The 19,243-nt window shown below is 42.0% G+C and carries 17 protein-coding genes and 1 pseudogene; 12 read left to right on the forward strand and 6 right to left on the reverse strand.

Features of this window, described 5'->3' with window-relative positions; genetic code table 11:
• Positions 1-270: 270 nt before the first annotated feature.
• Positions 271-822, forward strand: a complete 552-nt coding sequence (locus F8S12_RS04060; protein WP_196514968.1) for a hypothetical protein — start codon at positions 271-273, stop codon at positions 820-822.
• 100 nt (positions 823-922) lie between these two features.
• Entirely contained in the window at positions 923-2,491 is a 1,569-nt protein-coding gene (locus tag F8S12_RS04065) for an efflux RND transporter periplasmic adaptor subunit (RefSeq protein WP_196514969.1), read from the forward strand.
• Positions 2,492-2,504: 13 nt separating this feature from the next.
• Here F8S12_RS04065 and F8S12_RS04070 read toward each other — a convergent pair whose 3' ends face one another.
• Positions 2,505-2,825, reverse strand: a complete 321-nt coding sequence (locus F8S12_RS04070; protein ID WP_331001344.1) for a hypothetical protein — start codon at positions 2,823-2,825, stop codon at positions 2,505-2,507.
• 226 nt (positions 2,826-3,051) lie between these two features.
• On the opposite strand from F8S12_RS04070, the gene F8S12_RS04075 reads away from it, so the two are divergent.
• The 4 genes from F8S12_RS04075 to F8S12_RS04090 all read left to right on the forward strand — a co-directional run bounded on the left by F8S12_RS04075 (position 3,052) and on the right by F8S12_RS04090 (position 6,761).
• Complete coding sequence (locus tag F8S12_RS04075) at positions 3,052-4,323, forward strand: ABC transporter permease (protein WP_196515009.1); 1,272 nt, start codon at positions 3,052-3,054, stop codon at positions 4,321-4,323.
• A 188-nt stretch (positions 4,324-4,511) separates the two neighbouring features.
• On the forward strand, positions 4,512-5,216 hold the full coding sequence (locus F8S12_RS04080; RefSeq protein WP_196514973.1) for a cytochrome b/b6 domain-containing protein: 705 nt from the start codon (positions 4,512-4,514) through the stop codon (positions 5,214-5,216).
• A gap of 54 nt (positions 5,217-5,270) precedes the next feature.
• Positions 5,271-5,942, forward strand: a complete 672-nt coding sequence (locus F8S12_RS04085) for an ABC transporter ATP-binding protein (protein ID WP_331001345.1) — start codon at positions 5,271-5,273, stop codon at positions 5,940-5,942.
• 177 nt (positions 5,943-6,119) lie between these two features.
• A complete protein-coding gene (locus F8S12_RS04090; RefSeq protein WP_196514974.1) occupies positions 6,120-6,761 on the forward strand; it encodes a Uma2 family endonuclease in 642 nt (213 codons plus the stop codon).
• Here the strand turns inward: F8S12_RS04090 and F8S12_RS04095 are convergent, their stop codons facing one another.
• Positions 6,762-8,057, reverse strand: coding sequence for an ABC transporter substrate-binding protein (locus F8S12_RS04095; RefSeq protein ID WP_196514976.1), 1,296 nt, complete (start codon positions 8,055-8,057; stop codon positions 6,762-6,764). It lies immediately after the preceding gene.
• 184 nt (positions 8,058-8,241) lie between these two features.
• Between F8S12_RS04095 and F8S12_RS04100 the strand changes: the two genes are divergently transcribed.
• From F8S12_RS04100 to F8S12_RS04105, 3 genes and pseudogenes are all read left to right on the forward strand, one after another.
• Positions 8,242-9,000 (forward strand): YebC/PmpR family DNA-binding transcriptional regulator, encoded by a 759-nt coding sequence (locus F8S12_RS04100; RefSeq protein WP_196514978.1) that lies wholly within the window; start codon positions 8,242-8,244, stop codon positions 8,998-9,000.
• Between the two features lie 439 nt (positions 9,001-9,439).
• Positions 9,440-9,556 (forward strand): annotated as a pseudogene (locus F8S12_RS42210) (fasciclin domain-containing protein); the annotation flags it as partial.
• Positions 9,557-9,909: 353 nt separating this feature from the next.
• Positions 9,910-10,350: a response regulator gene (locus F8S12_RS04105; protein ID WP_196514979.1), complete on the forward strand. Its 441-nt coding sequence runs from the start codon at positions 9,910-9,912 to the stop codon at positions 10,348-10,350.
• A gap of 561 nt (positions 10,351-10,911) precedes the next feature.
• Here the strand turns inward: F8S12_RS04105 and F8S12_RS04110 are convergent.
• Positions 10,912-11,604 (reverse strand): PEP-CTERM sorting domain-containing protein, encoded by a 693-nt coding sequence (locus F8S12_RS04110; protein ID WP_196514981.1) that lies wholly within the window; start codon positions 11,602-11,604, stop codon positions 10,912-10,914.
• Positions 11,605-11,742: 138 nt separating this feature from the next.
• Here F8S12_RS04110 and F8S12_RS40250 point away from each other — a divergent pair, with 138 nt between their 5' ends.
• Positions 11,743-11,922 carry a hypothetical protein gene (locus tag F8S12_RS40250; RefSeq protein WP_230967776.1) on the forward strand — a complete coding sequence of 60 codons (180 nt, stop codon included), beginning with the start codon at positions 11,743-11,745 and terminating at the stop codon, positions 11,920-11,922.
• A gap of 22 nt (positions 11,923-11,944) precedes the next feature.
• On the forward strand, positions 11,945-13,201 hold the full coding sequence (locus F8S12_RS04115) for an FAD-dependent hydroxylase (RefSeq protein WP_196514982.1): 1,257 nt from the start codon (positions 11,945-11,947) through the stop codon (positions 13,199-13,201).
• Between the two features lie 10 nt (positions 13,202-13,211).
• On the opposite strand, the gene F8S12_RS04120 is transcribed toward F8S12_RS04115, so the two are convergent.
• Positions 13,212-13,832 (reverse strand): Uma2 family endonuclease, encoded by a 621-nt coding sequence (locus F8S12_RS04120; protein ID WP_196514984.1) that lies wholly within the window; start codon positions 13,830-13,832, stop codon positions 13,212-13,214.
• A gap of 223 nt (positions 13,833-14,055) precedes the next feature.
• Positions 14,056-14,802: a D-Ala-D-Ala carboxypeptidase family metallohydrolase gene (locus F8S12_RS04125; protein WP_196514986.1), complete on the reverse strand. Its 747-nt coding sequence runs from the start codon at positions 14,800-14,802 to the stop codon at positions 14,056-14,058.
• A 413-nt stretch (positions 14,803-15,215) separates the two neighbouring features.
• Between F8S12_RS04125 and F8S12_RS04130 the strand changes: the two genes are divergently transcribed.
• The gene (locus F8S12_RS04130) at positions 15,216-17,411 is read left to right on the forward strand and encodes a lytic transglycosylase domain-containing protein (RefSeq protein WP_196514988.1); all 2,196 of its coding nucleotides are present in this window, start codon (positions 15,216-15,218) and stop codon (positions 17,409-17,411) included.
• A 202-nt stretch (positions 17,412-17,613) separates the two neighbouring features.
• Here the strand turns inward: F8S12_RS04130 and F8S12_RS41525 are convergent, their stop codons facing one another.
• Entirely contained in the window at positions 17,614-19,083 is a 1,470-nt protein-coding gene (locus F8S12_RS41525; protein WP_196514990.1) for a DVUA0089 family protein, read from the reverse strand.
• Positions 19,084-19,243 lie beyond the last annotated feature (160 nt).

A 19,243-nucleotide genomic window follows, 5' to 3' on the forward strand; every position in this document is an offset into this window, starting at 1 on the left:
GGGGACAGGGGGGTTAGGAGAATTATGCTCAATGTCCAATCCCTAATTCCTATTAGAAAAATTGGTGACTTTCGTCATACATCAGTATGGAATTATTGATGACTTTCGTCATACATCGGTTTGGATTTTTTGATCAATAATTATTATGTATGAATTTATACGATGAGGTAAATATTAAAACCTTGATGCCAAAACAAAAGCAACTGTCTAAGATTGCTTAATCCAAACCTCAGCAGAATAGAACTTTAATGTAAATCAGGAGTCAATTCCATGTTGAAACCAAACCGTGTATCGATACTCTTAGTTGCTGCTGCCTTAATTATTGTTCCCACTCTCTTGACTGCGCCTGCAAGTGCCCAGACGAAAGTCTACGTTGTTGGTGAACGCGATCAAGATTGGGATCGCGACGGCAGACGCAACTATAGAGAAGGCAGAAACCCCAGAGACAGGGGTAATTGGAACCGCGATCGCAGATCCTATCCCGTAGAAGTCAGAAACCCTAGAGATCACGGTAATTGGAACCGCGATCGCAGATCCTATCCTGTAGAAGTTAGAAACCCTAGAGATCACGGTAATTGGAACCGCGACAACCAATTAAATAGCAGGGTAGTCAGACTTCGCAATGGTGACATCAGATATTCCAATGGGCAAATTATTCCTGCTAGATCCATAGTCAGACTGCGTAATCAAGGTTACTGGAGACTTCCTAACGGAGATATTCTTCTTCCCAATCAGGAAATTGTTTCTGCTAGGAGATTAGTGAGAGTGCGTGATGATTACTTCAGACTTCCTAATGGACTGGTACTGCAAATAAACCTTTAAAACCTTAAAAACTCAAAATAATTGTCAGTATAGGGCTACCAGGCTATAGTTTAACCGTAAATAACCAGCTCGGTAGCCGTTCTTTATAGACAAAGTGGATATGAAAATTGATACATCAAATTCTCTAGATTCTTCAGTTTTGCTTCCAGAAGTCAAGAAAAAAAAGGGCAAGAATAATTGGTTATCTTGGCTACTTATTTTTGGGCTTTTGGGTGGAATTGGCTATGCAGTTTATTACCAGTTAGGCGTCGTTTCTCGTCAAGAAGCGAGAGGCCGGATTCTGACAAAGCCTGTAGAAAGGCAGAGTTTAACAATCACAGTTTCAGCGAACGGAACGGTGAAGCCTGAGCGGTCAATCAACCTCAGCCCAAAAAATGCAGGCATTTTGAAAAGCCTGTTGGTAAAGGAAGGGGATCTCGTCAAACAAGGACAGATTGTAGCTTACATGGATGATTCCAACCTGCGGGGGCAACTCACTTCTGCTCAAGGACAATTGGCACAAGCCCAGGCGAATCTGCAAAAAGCGATCGCAGGTAATCGCCCTCAAGATATTGCTCAAGCGCAGGGAGTATTAGATGAAGCCCAGGCGAATTTGCAAAAAGCGATCGCAGGTAATCGCTCTCAAGATATTGCCCAAGCACAGGCACGATTACAAAGCGCTCAAGCCGCCCTTCGCAGAGCAGAAGATGATTTTCGTCGAAATCAGCAACTTTACAATGCAGGAGGTATTTCCCTTCAGACTGTAAACCAAACCCGTGCCGATCGCGATAGCGCCCAAGCTAATGTAAATGAAGCACAGCAAGCACTAGGATTGCAAAAAGCCGGGTCACGTCCAGAAGATATCGAGCAAGCGCGAGCTGTGGTGAAGCAGAGACAGCAAGCTCTGGCACTCTTAAAAGCAGGAACACGCCGAGAAGATATTGACGTAGCTAGTGCCCAGGTAACTTCGGCTCGTGGCTCACTGCAAAATATTCAAGCCCAAATCAACGACACGATAATTCGCGCTCCTTTTGAAGGTTTGATGACGAAGAAGTACGCCGATCCGGGTGCTTTTGTGACTCCCACGACTGCTGGAAGTGACGTATCTTCTGCGACATCTTCTTCAATCTTGTCTCTAGCTTCAACAAATGAGGTTGTAACAAATGTAGCCGAGACAAATATTTCTAAAATCAGCCTTGGTCAAAAAGTTGCCATTAGGGCGGATGCCTACTCAGGAAAAACCTTTGAAGGTAAAGTGAGTCAAATCGCTGCCCAATCTGTAGTGACACAAAACGTCACCAGTTTTGAAGTGAGAGTATCACTTTCAGATCCTCAAAGGCTACTGCGGTCTGGGATGAATGTAGAAGCAGATTTTCAAGTTGGTCAAATGGAAAATACCCTAGTGGTGCCCACAGCCTCGGTTGTGCGTCGAGAAAATGCCACAGGCGTATTTGTAGCTGGAGCAGATGACAAACCTGTATTTACTCCCATCGAGACTGGCGTTACCGTGAATAACTTTACTGAAATTAAGTCTGGATTGACAGGAAACGAGAGAGTATTGCTCAGTTTTCCACCAGGATCACGACCGCAATCAACACCACGAGGAGGAGTTTTTCCCGGTTTAGGTGGAGGTGGAGGCGGAGGTCGTTCAGGCGGTGGTGGTCGTTCTCAAGGCGGTGGTTCTCCTTAAAGTTAGTTTTAAATTAATACGGTTGGGTTGAGGCAAGAGTGGAGTTTTTATGCTTGTTCACAAGTATCAAAGACTTGTTCACGAGTATCAAAGGTGGATGAACGGAGTTCAAAGACTCATTCACGAGTATCAAAGGTGGATGAACGGAGTTCAAAGACTCGTTCACGAGTATCAAAGGTGGATGAACGGAGTTCAAAGACTCGTTCACGAGTATCAAAGGTGGATGAACGGAGATAAAAGACTCGTTCACGAGTATCAAAGGTGGATGAACGGAGATAAAAGACTCGTTCACGAGTATCAAAGGTGGATGAACGGAGATAAAAGACTCGTTCACGAGTATCAAAGGCAATACGGTTCGGTTAAGATCCCCCCGCCTGCGGCGACCCCCTTAAAAAGGGGGTATAAGAGTTTTTTGTCCCCAATTTATCGGGGGTTGGGGAGAGCTTCCGGGGCAAAGTCTCACTAACTGAACCGTATTGGGATGCCAAGGATGCCAAGTAAGAGAAGAAGAAATGCTTAACTGAACTGTATTGAGTTTTAAATACAACCTTATGTTTAAAATGTTTAAGGGCTTTTATAAAGTTAAGAATACCCGCACAGTGCCATTGCTGGAAATCTTGGCAATGGCGGTAGAAACACTGTGGAGTAACAAATTACGCACAGGACTAACTATGCTGGGCGTGATTATTGGGATTTCCTCGGTCATTGCCATTACTTCTGTCGGTCAGGGTGTGCAAAAAAGTGTTGAGCAAGAGATCCAAGCGTTGGGTACAGATGTTATCCAAATCTTAGCGGGTGCAGCAAGAAGCGGGAATGTCCGTCAAGGAGTAGGTTCTAGTAGCACCTTGACCTGGGAAGATGCCAAAGCGATCGCTACACAAGCGCCATCTGCTCAGATGGTTTCTGCTTATCTACAAAGGAGTGCACAAGTTGTTTATAGAGGACAGAACACTTCAACAACCATTTATGGTGCAGATTTAAACTACCCAGAAGTTAGAAATACCCGCCCTCAGCAAGGGAGATATTTTACTCAGGAAGAATTAGATAGTGCTGCACAGGTTGCCATTATTGGCCCCACAGTCCAAAGTACACTTTTTGGACAAGGTGCTAATGTCATTGGCGAGAGAATTCGCATTCAGAGAGAGGCTTATGAAGTAATTGGGGTGATGGAACCTAAAGGTTCTCAGGGGCCGATTGATCGAGATGACCAGATTTTCATTCCTCTAACTACTATGTCAGGGAGACTTGTTGGAAATAATGCCTTGGTAGGTGTTTCTGTAAATGGAATTTTAGTCAAAGGTGCTAATCCAGAGCAGTTAGAAGCCGCTCAGTTTCAAGTCACCAATCTTTTACGGTTACGTCACAACATTTATCCGCCACAAGCCGATGATTTTCGGCTAACTAATCAAGCTGATATTGTTAGTACTTTTACTAATGTTGTGGGTTTATTTACAGTAATGGTAGTGGCGATCGCTGGGATTTCCTTAGTAGTTGGTGGAATTGGTATTGCCAATATTATGCTGGTTTCCGTTGTCGAACGCACGCGAGAGATTGGGATTCGCAAAGCCGTAGGAGCCACGAATTCTGCAATCCTTAATCAATTTTTAGCCGAAGCGATCGTGATTTCCATTGTCGGTGGAGGTATTGGTGTGGGGACTGGCATTTTATTAGCTTTTGTCTCTGCAAGCATTTTTAAGTTTCCGTTTATTATTTCTTTCTTGTCGATTATTGCTGGGTTTGGACTCTCGTTAACAGTTGGCTTACTCGCTGGGGTAATTCCAGCACGAAACGCATCCAAATTAGATCCAATCACCGCTTTACGAAGCGACTAAGCTTAAGAGTACTGAGTAATGAATAGTAAATAGAAGTACATAAACAGATTCACGCTGTAAGGAGGCAATGAAGCTTGGGAATATCTAGAAAATGGTGGGTTGATTAACGCCAGGCTATACTAGTTTCTCAACCAAAGTCCTTTACTCAGGCAATCTCGCAAACTGCTCGACACAAACTTTCATAGGCTATGAAATCCTCTCAACCTTACCAACCACTGCTTCTTCGCATTCTGCATGGACTAACAAGTCTTTTCCTAGTTGCTGCAATTGTAACTGCTTTCTGGACTTATAATACTTACGATGGACGATGGGGGAAAATTCCACTGCCTGAGTACAAAGAGATTGAAAGTTTGCATGGAACATTTGGGCTTTATGCCTTGCTCATTTTTCCCCTATTTGTGTTGTATGCCCTCCATCGGGGGCAGCGGCGACTAATTCAACCTGACTCTTTGGCGAAGTTGTCTCAAGTCGGCAAACCTATCTGGTGGTACACCTTAAACCGCATTACTAACACTTTAGCGATCGTGGCACTTAATTTTGCACTCTTCAGCGGCAAGATGATGGATGAAACCTGGTTGCCGCAAGGAGAACTGAATCATCGATGGTACTACGCTCATTTGATGGCTTGGGTCTTGATGGTGGTGTCTATAGCACTGCATCTTCTGCTGAACGCCAAAGTTGGTGGATTGCCGTTACTGCTATCGATGTGGAGTTGGAAATTTCGCGCTAAAGATAGTCCCGTGCTGTGGTCTACTCACATTTCTGCCTGGTGGTCAAGCTTGCGATCGATCTCAGAAGTAAAGGGGCAACGATCAGTTTCAGCATTAATTGGCTTGGAATTGATTGTACTGGTTAGCATTGCGATCTCCTGGATCATTCCGCTATTCAAGTAATTAATTTATTTTGAAATGCATAAAAAGTATCCTTCCCAAAATCATTACTCACTTATGACAACTATGATCTGGATGGAATCTATTACTAAAACATACTATTTGGGAGAAGTTAGTGTTCCCATACTTAAGGGGATTCAACTCTCTATTGAAGAAGGTGAATATGTCTCTATTATGGGTGCGTCAGGTTCGGGTAAATCTACGCTGATGAATATTTTGGGATGTTTAGATCGTCCGACAACTGGAGACTATATTTTTGAAGGCAGAAACTTGACGACTTTTGATGATGATGAATTAGCCTATATTCGCAACCAAAGGATAGGTTTTGTTTTCCAACAATTTAACTTATTGGCGCGATCGACAGCACTAGAAAACGTCATGTTGCCAATGGTTTATGCTAACTTACCTAAGCCAAAACGCCGTGAAAGGGCATTAGCAGCCTTGGAAAAGGTAGGACTAGCTGGACGCATTTCTAATCGTCCCAGTCAACTCTCTGGCGGACAACAACAACGAGTAGCGATCGCTCGCGCTTTGGTCAATCGACCTGCATTGGTTTTGGCCGATGAACCAACAGGGGCTTTAGATACTGAGACTTCCCATGAGGTAATGAGTTTGCTAACAGAACTGAATGAGCAAGGAATCACAATTGTAATTGTCACTCATGAGCCAGATATCGCTGCTCAAACTAAAAGAATTATCCGAGTTCAGGATGGTTTGATTGTAGGTTAATTCAGTAATCCTAGTAATTAGTAAAGATTGGAGGTATTTTAAAACTTATTTCAAATAAACTTAATTAATACATCTAAATTTAAATGTAAAATATGGTTGTTAACTGCAAATCTAGCTTTCTTAAACTTGTATGCTCACTGTTAAAGTTCCAGTCCAGAGCATCCTCATGATTAATATATGAGCGAATTACAAATAAAACTACCAACTGATACCTGGGTAGCAGCCACTTGGGATAAATATATCCAAGCAATCGAAAACCCAGCCTACGAAAAAGCTAAGTGCTACTACCACAATGGACGCATGAGGATTGAAATGCCACCAGTTGGAAATGACCATGCCAGTGACCACACAATTATTATCTTTGCTGTGAACCTTTTTGCTACTATCAAAGGCATTGCTATCAATGGCAAGGATAACTGTACTTATCGTAAAACAGGTTTTGATGATGCTCAACCTGATGTGTCTTATTACATTGGTGAAAATGTTGATGTCATTCCCTACGGCACTTCTATTATCAAACTAGATATTTATCCACCACCAGGTTTAGTGATTGAAGTTGCTAACACTTCACTTGCTGATGATAAAGGCGAAAAACGACTTTTTTATGAAGATTTAGGAGTGAAAGAATACTGGATTATAGATGTTCAGAATGTCCAAGTTATCGCTTTTGCTATAGAAAATCAAGGTAGTAGGCGAATTACTGAATCTCAGCTATTACCTGGATTGGCAATTTCACTACTAAATGAAGCATTACGACGGACGCGTCAGATGAATCAAAGTCAAGTTGGTACTTGGTTATTAGCTCAATTTCAGCAATAATTACTTGTAAATTAAATCCAGGCGTTGCTGAGTTGTCTTGAGTGAATCTGTTGGTGAGTTTTTACCCAACAATACAGATTCAATCGCCCTACCTACACTGTCAGAAATTCGATTGTAACCAGGAAAAATTGGACGCGATCGCCCATATTTTGCTTGATCTAAAAATACCTTTATTTGTGGTATTTTCTGCACAAATTCCTGATATTTTCGACTTTGGCGAGACTTTAAATTCACTGGTAAATAGCCAGTCCCCAGTGCTAATTCTGTCTGAAATTCTTCACTCAAAGCATACTCGACAAACTCAAAGGCTGCTCTTTCGCGTCTCGGTGTGGTTTTGAAAAAGAAGAGATTTTCACCACCAATCACAGTTGCAGGTTTTTGCCTAATAGGAATAGGAAAAACATCAAAATCGACACCAGTTGCTTGAAATTGTCCCAGAAGCCAAGGGCCATTTAATTGCATTGCAACTTTACCAGCTAGCAAGTCATCTGTCTCATAACCCCGTTCTGGGGCAGATAAAATAGCGGAACCGTCTTTAATTAAATCGCGCCAAAATTGCAAAGCGGCGATCGCACCTTGATTATCTTGCAAATCTACTCCTGCCGCATTCTGTAAATCACCATTCACCAACTCGCCGCCACCACTCCACATAAACGGTAACCAAGTGAATACTGTAAATTCTCCCTTTCCCAAAGGCAGAAACATCCCATATTGATCTGTTTGTCCATCGCCATTGGTATCACGAGTTAATTTCTGGGCAACTTGTCTAAATTCCTGCCAAGTGCGGGGTAATTCAGTAATTCCTGCTGCTTTAAATAAACTCGGACGGTAAAAAATACCAACATTATTTGTCGCAAAGGGTACAGACCAAATTTTCCCGTTGTATTTCATTGATGTGTACAAAGCGGGGTCAATTTCGGCTTTTATGGGAGATTTTTCGAGCATTTCATCCAAAGATAAAATAGCACCGAGTTCCACCAATTGGCCTGCGATCGTCGGGTTATACCACAATAAATCTGGGGGTGCATTTCCTACCACTGCTGCCAAAATCTTAGGCGTTTGCTGATCTTGTTGCCCAATATAAAGGGACTCTACTTGAATATCTGGGTGCGATCGATTGAATTTGTCTACCAGCTTTTGCAGCACATCCCGATTTGGCGGCGGATTTACACCTTGCCATAGGGTTAAATGAATTACTTTATCTTTTTTAACGCCGGGTAGAATATTTTGACATCCAGCTAAAGCTAGTATGCCCACCAATAATACAAGCAGCAAGCTCCTAATGTAGCGTGACATTTTCTTTCTTTTTCGCTTGGCATAGTGGGAATGCGAAAAAAAATTGTGCATAATTTAGTCAATTCTCCGAGTTTCCTCACAACAACTTTGCCACTCTGATGTAACCTTGCACAATTATCTGAAGTGATGGTTTTTGCAAGCGTTTATATTCTAATCTTGAATAGAGTTTTGATAATTTCAGATTATGTCAGGACACAGTAAATGGGCAACTATTAAGCGCCAAAAGGCGGTAGTAGATGCAAGGAAGGGACAAACCTTCACTCAGTTATCCAGGGCGATTATCGTTGCGGCTAGAAGCGGCGTACCAGATCCGGCGCTGAATTTTCAACTTCGCACGGCAATTGACAAGGCAAAGGCAGCGAGTATCCCCAATGATAATATTGAACGAGCGATCGCTAAAGGTGCAGGCACTTTTGGCGGGGATAATGCTATCTTTGAAGCGATTCGCTACGAAGGTTACGGCCCTTGTGGTGTAGCGATTTTAGTCGAAGCCCTCACAGATAATCGCAATCGCACTGCTGCTGACTTGCGTGTAGCTTTTAGTAAAAATGGTGGCAATCTTGGTGAAGTAGGTTGCGTTAGCTGGATGTTTGAGCAAAAAGGTGTTTGTGTGGTGCTGGGTGTGGTTGATGAGGAACAGCTTTTAGAAGCATCTCTCGAAGGTGGTGCCCAGTCTTATGAGATGACTGAAGATCAGATGGCTGAAGTATTTACTGATCTGGCAAATTTAGAAGCCCTCAGCCAGACACTCAAAGATCAAGGCTTTAAGGTGACTGAAGCTGAATTTCGCTGGATTCCTAGTAATAGTGTAGAAGTTACTGATCCCGATCAGGTGCGATCGCTTTTCAAGTTAATTGACACTCTAGAAGGCTTAGATGATGTCCAAAATGTCACAGCTAACTTTGAAGTAGCAGATGAATTAATGGCTCTCAGCATTTCTTAATCATAACCTATCAAGCTATTTAGGCGCCGCAGCTACGCCCGTCGTAGACATCGCTTCTCAAGTGAATCGACACCCTAGAAAACCTAGATGATGTGCAAAATGTTATATCTAACTTTGAAATGGCAGATCATCTAAGGTTTTTAGCTCTTTTTTTCATAAGGGGATCGGTAGAACCAAAAATTCTACTTCGTTAGACATAATTTTGATAGCAGTAGTTACCGCTCATCGTAATAATTGAAATGTTTTTATCTTAGAAAATTATTCTTAGAATTTATACATCTTATACAAATTATACGCTATTAAAACATTTATTCAAACATGAACTACAACAACATCCTAGTTGTTATAGTAAATATTGTTAAAAAAGTTATGTTTAGTAAGTCAAATAAATAGTTGATATTGGCAATGCTGCCATGAAAGCTATTCCTTTAGTGTAGTAGTCGTTGCAATCAAAGCTGCTAATCTGATAGATATTTTCAAAGGTAATAGTCAGTTCACAGTTTTGGTGTCTACTGATGAGACGTTTGCTGAACTTAAAGCAAGCACAATAAATTAGGGCTTACTCACTGTAAAAACGAATCATATTGCGTATTAACACAGGACTTACGCAAACAATAGCCGAAACCTTGATTTTCAGGTAGGGGCAATTCATGAATTGCCCCTACAGCGTGTAGTTTTGCGTAAGTCCCATAACATAAATACCTCGTTTCACCTTTTTATAAAGCACCTTTCGTTGGTAGTGTTAGGCGTAGCTTGCCGCAAATATCGTAAAAAGATAGTTGAAAAATTTAGCTATAATCCTTGAAAACTATACTTCCTATTTTGGTTTTTCTGTCAATGTGTAACTCTTATAAATATACTGTTTAAGGACATTCCAAAGCTCAATAAAACCTCAATATTGGAACTGTAATGTATCTAAATAATAGATTTCCTACTCATCTTTCATTTCTTCAAGGGCTACGAGTACTCCTTATAGATAATGATGCCAATTTCTGCAATTCGTTGACGGCGATGTTGCAATCCTATGGTGTAAAGGTGCAAACGGCATTTTTAGCAGAGCAAGCTCTGGAAACATTTGTGCAATGGCAACCTGATATCCTCTTGCATAGTATTTCCTCGCTAAAGGACGATGCCTATGCTCTGATTCACCAAGTTAGAACACTTACGGGAAAGCGAGGCAAAGCAGTGCCAGCCATTGCTCTAACAGGCACTGTAACTGAAGATATGTATCAACGTACTCTCTTAGCTGGGTTTAGTCTATGCCTTGCTAAACCCGTAGTTATTGATGATTTCGTTGCTGTGCTTGGCATTTTAGCGATTGCCAATAATCCTCGTTCCCTATCATGCTAACAAGCTTTAATTAATATTTAAGATAGAGTAATCTAATTTTTAAGAAGTAATGATATGGATCATTTATTTATGGGCATCATGATTTTTTAAATGCTAATAATGAACTTGAGAAGCGATATTAACGATAGTATGAATCTCAGGAGTTTTAAGATGCGTGTTTCTAATCAATTAGTTTTACTCTTCAGTAGCGGAGTTATTGGTATTGCATTTATTATAGTTTCTTACTTATTAGCAATGACTTATATTTAAAAAAGTTAAATTGTTTAATGATAAGTTATTCTTATTAATAATTAGTAGTAGCTCTGCAACAAAATTTATACTTTATTTATCTACAAAATAAGTAAAGCTGTGTAACCTCACTGTTGTCCTCAGTCATCAGTGGGGTTTTTCAATGTTTGCTGCTATTAACTTGCCTTAAAGGGTGCGATCGCGTCAAAATAAGAGTTAAGATTTAATATTAAATCAAAATAAAAATGGTTCTACCATACTTCTTATGCCAAATAGTGTTCAAGGAGCATAAAGAAAGTCGGTAGAACCACAAAACCTTGTTACAAACCGTCGTTAATTCTCAATATTTAACTGTTTGCGCTTCCGTGTGGAAATAACACCGAAAGCACCCATTGCTAAAAGACCAAGTACAGAAGCAGGTTCAGGAACTGTTTGGAAACCTGCTGGTGGTTGTTCTGCAAAGTAAACTTCGTCCAAAAAGTTCCCCACTGCGGGATTACCACCAGCAGCAGAAACCGATTCAAACTGCCAGCGTGTTGTACCACCAGTCGCAACAGTTGTGCCCTGATACTCTACCCAAGCTGTTCTATCAGTGTTGTATACTTGGCTGAAGAGAGTTGAATTAGTCGTAAGGTCAATGATAGACAAACGCATTGTATCTACACCCTGACGACCGCGATGAAAAAATCGCCAAAACATAGTTGTATCAGATGTAGTATTTACATCTTGAAATAAGCTAGATACCACAAAAGCATTGAGTTCAGCATATTGATCTGTGCCTAATGCTCCGGCATGGAATAGTCTACGAGTTTGAATTTCAATCTGATTATCTGTAGCTGTAGTCTCCCACCCAGGAACAAGAGATTCGTCGAACGGTGCCCATAACAGGTTACTAGGGACAACAGGCTGCTCAAAACCGCCATTAATTAAGGCTGTAGCGTCAGCTTCTTGTGCATTTCCAACAATACCCAAGGAGAGAGCTACAGATCCAATAGTTGCCAAAGCCAATTTGCTAATGCTTTTCATGTTCACCGACGTATGAGTGTTTCTATACCTCTCAAATATAAGTTTTACTACTCAGTGTTTGGTAAAGACACCGTAAAATAGCGGTCAAAACATATAAACAAAGTATGTTATTTTACTTAAAAAGCTTAAATTTTTACCGTGATAATACTGACTTTGATTTTGGATGCTTGCTGGCAAAGCGACTCAGATTGTTATATGTCTGGCATAAAGAGTCTGTTTCGCTTTCGTAACCTTTCCTGGAAGTTAGCAGCGAGTTTTTTCAATATTTGCCCCTTCAACTTGCTCAAGGAGGGGCGATCGCGTCAAAATAAGAATTAAGACGCTGTAACCTAACTTAACAATGCCCCTAACGCAGCTTGAGCAAATTTCCCCTCAACCAACACCGCCAGATGAACGGGGATATGAATATGATTTGGTAATTGTCGGCGGTGGAATTATTGGGTTAACTCTAGCCTCTGCTTTAAAAGATTCTGGTTTGAGTGTCTTGCTGATTGAGGCGAAAGCGGCATCAGTGGCTGTAGCCAAGGGGCAAGCCTATGCAGTTCATCTGCTTTCGTCGCTAATTTATCAAGGAATTGGAGTTTGGGACAAAATGTTGCCTCAAATCGCCAAATATTGCCGGGTTCATCTTTCTGATGCCGATTATCCCAATGTGGTGGAATTTGCCACAGATGATATAAATACACCAGAGTTGGGTTATGTGGCGGAACACCAAGCGCTGTTGCAGCCCTTGCAGGAGTTTGTCCAAAATTGTCCAAATGTAACTTATCTATGTCCGGCTGAAGTGGTAAATACCCATTATCAGAAAGACATAGTAGCGATAGATATTAAAGTTGCCGAGCAGCTACAGACAGTTCGCAGCAAATTACTTGTAGCAGCAGATGGAGCGCGATCGCCGATTCGTCAAGCTGCTGGAATCAAAACTTTAGGCTGGAAATATTGGCAGTCTTGCATCGTTGCATTTGTCAAGCCAGAAAAACCGCACAACAACACCGCTTACGAAAGATTTTGGTCTAGTGGGCCTTTTGCGATTTTACCTTTACCGGGGAACCGTTGCCGCATTGTGTGGACAGCCCCCCACGCAGAAGCCAAAGCTTTATGTGCTTTAGATGATGAGCAATTTTTAAGAGAACTAACCCGTCGGTATGGTGATCAGATGGGAAAATTGGAATTACTAGGCGATCGCTTTGTTTTTCAGGTACAACTCATGCAAAGCGATCGCTATGTTCTCCCCCGACTGGCATTAATTGGTGATGCGGCGCACAATTGCCATCCTGTCGGTGGACAAGGTTTAAATTTGGGTATTCGGGATGCTGCGGCTTTGGCACAAGTAATCCAAGCAGCGCACCAAGCGGGTAAAGATATTGGCGATATTCAGATTCTTAAAGGTTATGAACGCTGGCGTCAGCTGGAAAACCTGACGATTTTAGGTTTCACCGATTTGTTAGATCGGATGTTTTCTAATAATTTCTTACCTGTGGTGGTAGTTCGTCGCCTGGGTTTATGGTTTTTGCAGCGAGTACCTGCGTTAAAGGTGTTTATGCTGAAGTTGATGATTGGTTTGAAGGGGCGGACTCCAGAATTGGCAAAACGTTAACAAATAAACGCTAGACAATACCAGCTTGAAAAATCTGGTTTGGGGTGAGATTCAATTCGGGAAAAGTTTGGGAAACAATGCGATCGCTATCTCGAAACTTACTTATTTGATATTCCCCATCAACTAAGTTACAGACGGAGATTGTCGGTTGTTTGGGATTGCCAATAAAATTACGTCCACCCAAGGCAGCATAATCGACAATCCAGTATTCGGGGATACCCATCTCTTCATAATCAGCGTATTTTAAATAGTAATCGTCCCGCCAGTTAGTTGATACAACCTCAATTACCAAAGGTATTGATGCACCTAAACTAACGATAGATTCTTTTTTCCATAATTTTTCGTTTACCAAATTTGCACGGTTTAGCACCAACACATCTGGGAAGTAACCAGAATCTTTTTCAGGAGGTCTAATTATAACTTGGTTGGGCATGAAGTACGAGAGGTCTAATCGGTCAAACTCAACTGTTACTTTTCTTGCTAAAAATCCTTTAACTTCTTCGTGTTCCCCTACTGGTTGCGCCATTTCAACAATTTCTCCTTTATGTAGTTCGTAGCGTACTCGTCGAATTTCGGGTAGCCAATCGACGAATTCCTCAAAGGTTACTAGCTTGGGTATGGCTTGAGTCATAGATGATAGAGAATTACTGATGATATAAATATTATCTCTCATTTAAGGAGCTGCGGACAGCTTTTCAACTTCAGCGATGCCTACATCTGGCACGCCTAAGTATTTGCTATTTAAGAACAACGCGCTAGTTCTGTTATAAATTGTCTGCTTCAGTGAAGGGCGATCGCACTTACACCTCTCATGGTTTTGAATTGCGATCGCCCAAGTTTACTTACTCAAATATTTAGGCTGTAAGTTCAATGGGATTATATACAGTTCTCCCACTACTAGAAGTAGCTCTGAGAACCTGCCTGCGATTTCTTGGTTCAGCACTAAGATGAATCCATCTCGGATTGTCTAAAGTGCCAAATTCTAGAATAATTTGGTCGAATTCACAATTGTCATTCACCCATTTTGCAAGTTGTTTTGTTCCTACATTTAGTGGAACGACATCAGCAGCCAAGCCTTGACGATGGGCGCTGTTGTTAGCACCTCCTACAGCTTTATTAAGTTCTTCTGAACGAAAACCAGAATTAATTTTTAACGGCCCCAAGGCATCCCGTGCAGGTTGTAAGATTTGCTGGCAGAGTCTCTCTAAGTTTCGGATTTCCCCTGGCGTTGGTGTATTATCAACTCTCAGTAAATCAGCTGTCGGAGATATGACAAATTCCCAAAGTTTAAAATTAGTACTCAAGTTAATGTCTAAATTAACTCTAGTTAGTGCATCTAAAAACAACCAACTGTCATCACTAGCAACTAGCTGATTACTAGCATCAAGTCCCTTGGCAACAATCCGTCGAGTGCCACCACTGGTAAAATCGTAAGAAAGTGACCATTTGCCATTATTGACTGAAGTTTTACCTAATAACCAACGATCATCAGCCCATAATTCTACTTGAACAATATTTGTACTGGTAGTACCTTCAAAAAGGATTGGATTTCCTAGTTCTAATTCTGCATCTTTTTCAGGTTTATCGATTGTAATCGCCATTTATACTCCTTCTCAATCAGTTAATTTCCAAGATAAAGGTGGTTGATACTGACCATTTTTGTAAAATGCAGTTACGTCAGATAAGCTGGGGAAGAAGAATTGTTATTTTGTGATTAGATGTTTAAAAAAATACGGTTCAGGTGCATATTAACTCCCAGATAATCATTTGTAATTATACAATTGATACTTCCAAACCAATCGCTCTGTCAGTGAGAAAAAGTGAGTAATTCCTGTAAAGGAATGTGACTTTTTGTGTAAGTAATATGTGTCAAATAGTACTATTATCAACCGTGGGATTGAAAATTAAGATTTTTCTACATAAAATTAAAAATCTAAAATTAAAAATTGGTGATACTGATGGTTAGGAGTGTTAGAGTTTCAAGAAATTCACCAGAACTTTTCAGCGAGTATTCATGCTGAAGAAACTACAGAAAAAGCAAATTTCGATAATTGCTGGTGCGGCACTGTTTGCCTTTTTAGCTGGGGCAATGGTATCAGCACCGCAGATTGGCAGATCCCTTGGGCAATGGCTCAAACTGGGTCAGAATCAACCAGAGTCAACATCTGAAGCTAGCATTGCCCAATCAGCCGTCTTTCCACTGATATCAGAATCTTTGCCAGAACGGGCGGCAAAACTAGCAGCGATCGCAGGACAGTCAACTTCGCCAGACCGAAATCGCGCTCGTTATCTTTTAGCGAGTGATTACATTGAAAGAACCCAAGCGAAAAAAGCGCTGACTCTACTCGAAGGACTAGAGAAAGACTATTCCATCCTTGCACCCTACATTTTACTAAGACAGGCACAGGCTCAGGATCTGCTGGGCGAGGATGGCAAAGCTTCGGATCTCAGGCAAAATGTGCTGAGACTGTATCCCAAAGAAGCGGGCACAGTGAAAGCCCTATATCTGATTGCCCAACCGAAGCAACAAGAAACGGCGATCGCTCAATTTCCTTCCAACCCACTAACTTGGGAAATTATCCGTAAGCGGTTGCAAGAAAATCCCAATCAGCCACAATTACAGTTGATTTTGGCTAAATATGCCTATGATCAACCAGGTATAGTAGGCGTTTTGGATCAGTTAGTAAAACAGTCTACCCTGAAACCTGAAGACTGGGAGCTGATTGGGACAAGCTATTGGGAAAATAATCAATTTCTGAAAGCTGCAAATGCTTATGCCAAAGCACCCAAAACACCCCGCAATTCCTACCGTACCGGACGGGGCTTACAGATAGGGGGCAAAGACAGGGAAAAAGCGATCGCCACCTATAAACAATTGGTGCAGCAATTTCCAAATACTGAGGAAACGGGGACTGCACTATTGCGGTTAGCAGAAAGCGCCAAAACTTCTAAAGACGGCTTACCTTATCTTGAGCAGGTAATTAAGAAATTTCCCAAACAAGCTGGTACTGCACTGGTACAAAAAGCTAAAATTCTCCAAACCCTCAAGGATCAAAAGTCAGCTAGCGCGGCGTGGCAATTACTCATAGGCAAATACGGCAATTCTGATGAAGCCGCAGAGTATCGCTGGAAAATCGCCCAAGATAAAGCCAAAGCCAAAGATTACGTCGGTGCTTGGCAATGGGCAGAACCAATTGTTACCAATAACCCCAATAGTATTTTGGCTCCGAGAGCAGGCTTTTGGGTAGGGAAATGGGCAGCTTCACTAGGGAAACAGGAAGAGTCTAAAACTGCTTATGAGTATGTGATTAGCCAGTTTCCCTACTCTTACTATGCGTGGCGATCGGCGACGATGCTGGGGCTAAATGTCGGCAACTTTGACAATGTGCGCCTAATGAACCCGGAAGTAATCGCATCCCAGCGTCCACTACCTCCTGCTGGTTCTAAGACTTTCAAAGAATTGTATCTGTTGGGTCAAGACCGCGATGCTTGGTTGCAATGGCAAACGGAATTTCAAAACAAAATCCAGCCAACGGTAGCAGAGCAATTTACTGAAGGATTGATGCGACAGGCAAGGGGAGAAAATCTCATCGGAATTGACAAAATTTCTAAATTGGAAGACCGGGAAACACCAGCCGAACTTGCCCAATATCAGGCTCTTAGTAAACAGATTACCTACTGGCAAGCCCGTTATCCATTTCCCTATCTCCAAGCAATTGAAAAGTGGTCTACTGAGCGTCAACTCAATCCCTTGTTGGTCACTGCTCTTATCCGTCAAGAGTCACGGTTTGAGTCAAAAATTAAATCTGTCGCTGATGCTACTGGCTTAATGCAGGTGTTGCCGAGTACAGCTAAATGGATCGCCCCACAAATCAAGCTCGATAGCAAAACAATAAATTTAGAAAATCCTAACCAAAACATCATGCTGGGTACATGGTATTTGGATCATACCCATGAGCAATATAACAATAACTCCTTGCTGGCGATCGCTAGTTACAATGCTGGCCCCGGCAACGTTTCTAAATGGCTGCAAACTTTAACTACTAAAGATCCAGATGAGTTTGTTGAACAAATTCCCTTTGATGAAACCAAAAATTATGTGCGGCAAGTATTTGGCAATTACTGGAATTATTTGAGGCTTTACAACTCTGAGATTTCTGGCATCGTAGCAAAATATTCGACTACACATCCAAAACTACCGACGCGCTAATCTTAGAGAGTTGTGAGTTTTGAACTTAAGCAATTTTTTAATTCAAAATTCACAACTCACACGCAAAAAGACTCGCTCAGTCACTCCACTTTTACTTAGTCTTAAAAAAGGCTAAGAAACCGGGTTTTTTCCTGCTGTCAGAGTTATATTTCTGGAATACAACCTTAAAAAACCCGGTTTTGAGGATTACTGAATTGAGATTTTAGACGAAAACAAAACCACTGCTAAAGTCTGAAATCGTAATTCCTTGAACAACTGCAATTAGGTCGCCGTTGGAGGATATTCCTGTCCCAACCACATTATTAACAGAGGTGACACCCAAGCTCAAGGCAGGAGCAGCTTGAACCCCAGTTAGAGCGATCGTGTAGTCTCCACCTGAGAACGTATTTCCTGTAAAACCGCTTAGTGGTGAGCCACCCCCAATCTCAGTTGGCCCTACAACTACTTCATCAGGGCCAAAACCTGTGGGGAAAATAAGCCCCCCTTCACTAACTGGATCGTTATCGAAGCCAGAAATAGCTAGAAAGTAGGTTCCAGCCGCTAGTGTTGTAACCTCAAACAGCGTGGATTGGCCGGTACCGCTGGCTTGGTCGTTTGCAAAGACCCCAATACCATTTTGGTCGAACAGGAACAACTGTGTATCAAAATTAGTGCCAGTGCCAACTGTTGTAGCAGAAAATGTTCCACCGCCAGTTATAGTGATTTGGAACAGGTCAACATCGCCCCCATCAGAGACTGTTCCAGTGATGGAGCCTAGCGTTGCCGAGCCTCCTGGAATAAACTGGGCGTTAAAAAGAGATTGTCCTGCATCAAAGCTCTCAGCCACAGTAACCGACTTAGGAACTTGACGTAGTTCGATCACATCCTCGTTGATATTAAAATCAGTAATCAGGGCGAAGTCACTATTTCCCAAATCATCATAGAAAACCTCAGTGCTTGTTCCTAGTACAAAGGTATCGCTTCCTGCCCCACCAGTTAACGTATCAAGTTCACCTGCACCGAATCCAAATCCTGGGACAAAAGGTTCAACGCCAATCAGCCGATCGCTTCCATTACCACCTGATAGAGAATCGTTGCCAGCCCCACCAATCAATGTGTCTATACCGTCTCCACCAGTGAGGGTATCATTTCCAAAACCAGTGCCACCAAATACTATGTCATTACCAGTTCCGCCCTCGACAAAATCATCCCCTGCATCACCATTGAGTTGGTCGTTACCGACACCACCAGATACGTCGTCATTTCCAGAACCACCAAAAACGCGATCATTTCCAGCGTCACCACTAATTATGTCTGCACCATCCCCACCGTTGAGGTTATCATTGCCAGCATTACCATTGATAAAGTCATCTCCTGCGTCGCCGAAGATGCGGTCTGCGCCATTGCCACTGATGATGCGGTCATTACCATCTCCCCCATTGATGACATCAACACCGTCGCCGCCATCAATGAAGTCATTGCCGCCATCACCAAAGATTTGGTCGTTGCCGCTCCCTCCCTCAATGTTGTCGATTCCATCTCCAGCAACTATGAGGTCTGCCCCGTTGCCACCAAATATCTGATCGTCACCGGCTAAGGCTATAATACTATCGTCACCATTTAGCCCAAAAATGCGATCGCTTCCACTAGTACCCGCAAGAAGATCGTTCTCATCTGTACCAAAAATAGCCATGTGTTTTTTCCTTTAATTTTTGTGAATGATGTGAAAAGGCAACAGTATTATTTAGACAACTTGGGGAACATCACCATTAAGTATTTGGACTGAACACACGAATCTCAGATTATTTTGATTATTCAAAATAGTTTCAATCAAGCCGAGTCTTAGTTGACTT

This window comes from Nostoc sp. WHI, from assembly GCF_015714725.1.
Classification (GTDB): Bacteria; Cyanobacteriota; Cyanobacteriia; order Cyanobacteriales; family Nostocaceae; genus Nostoc.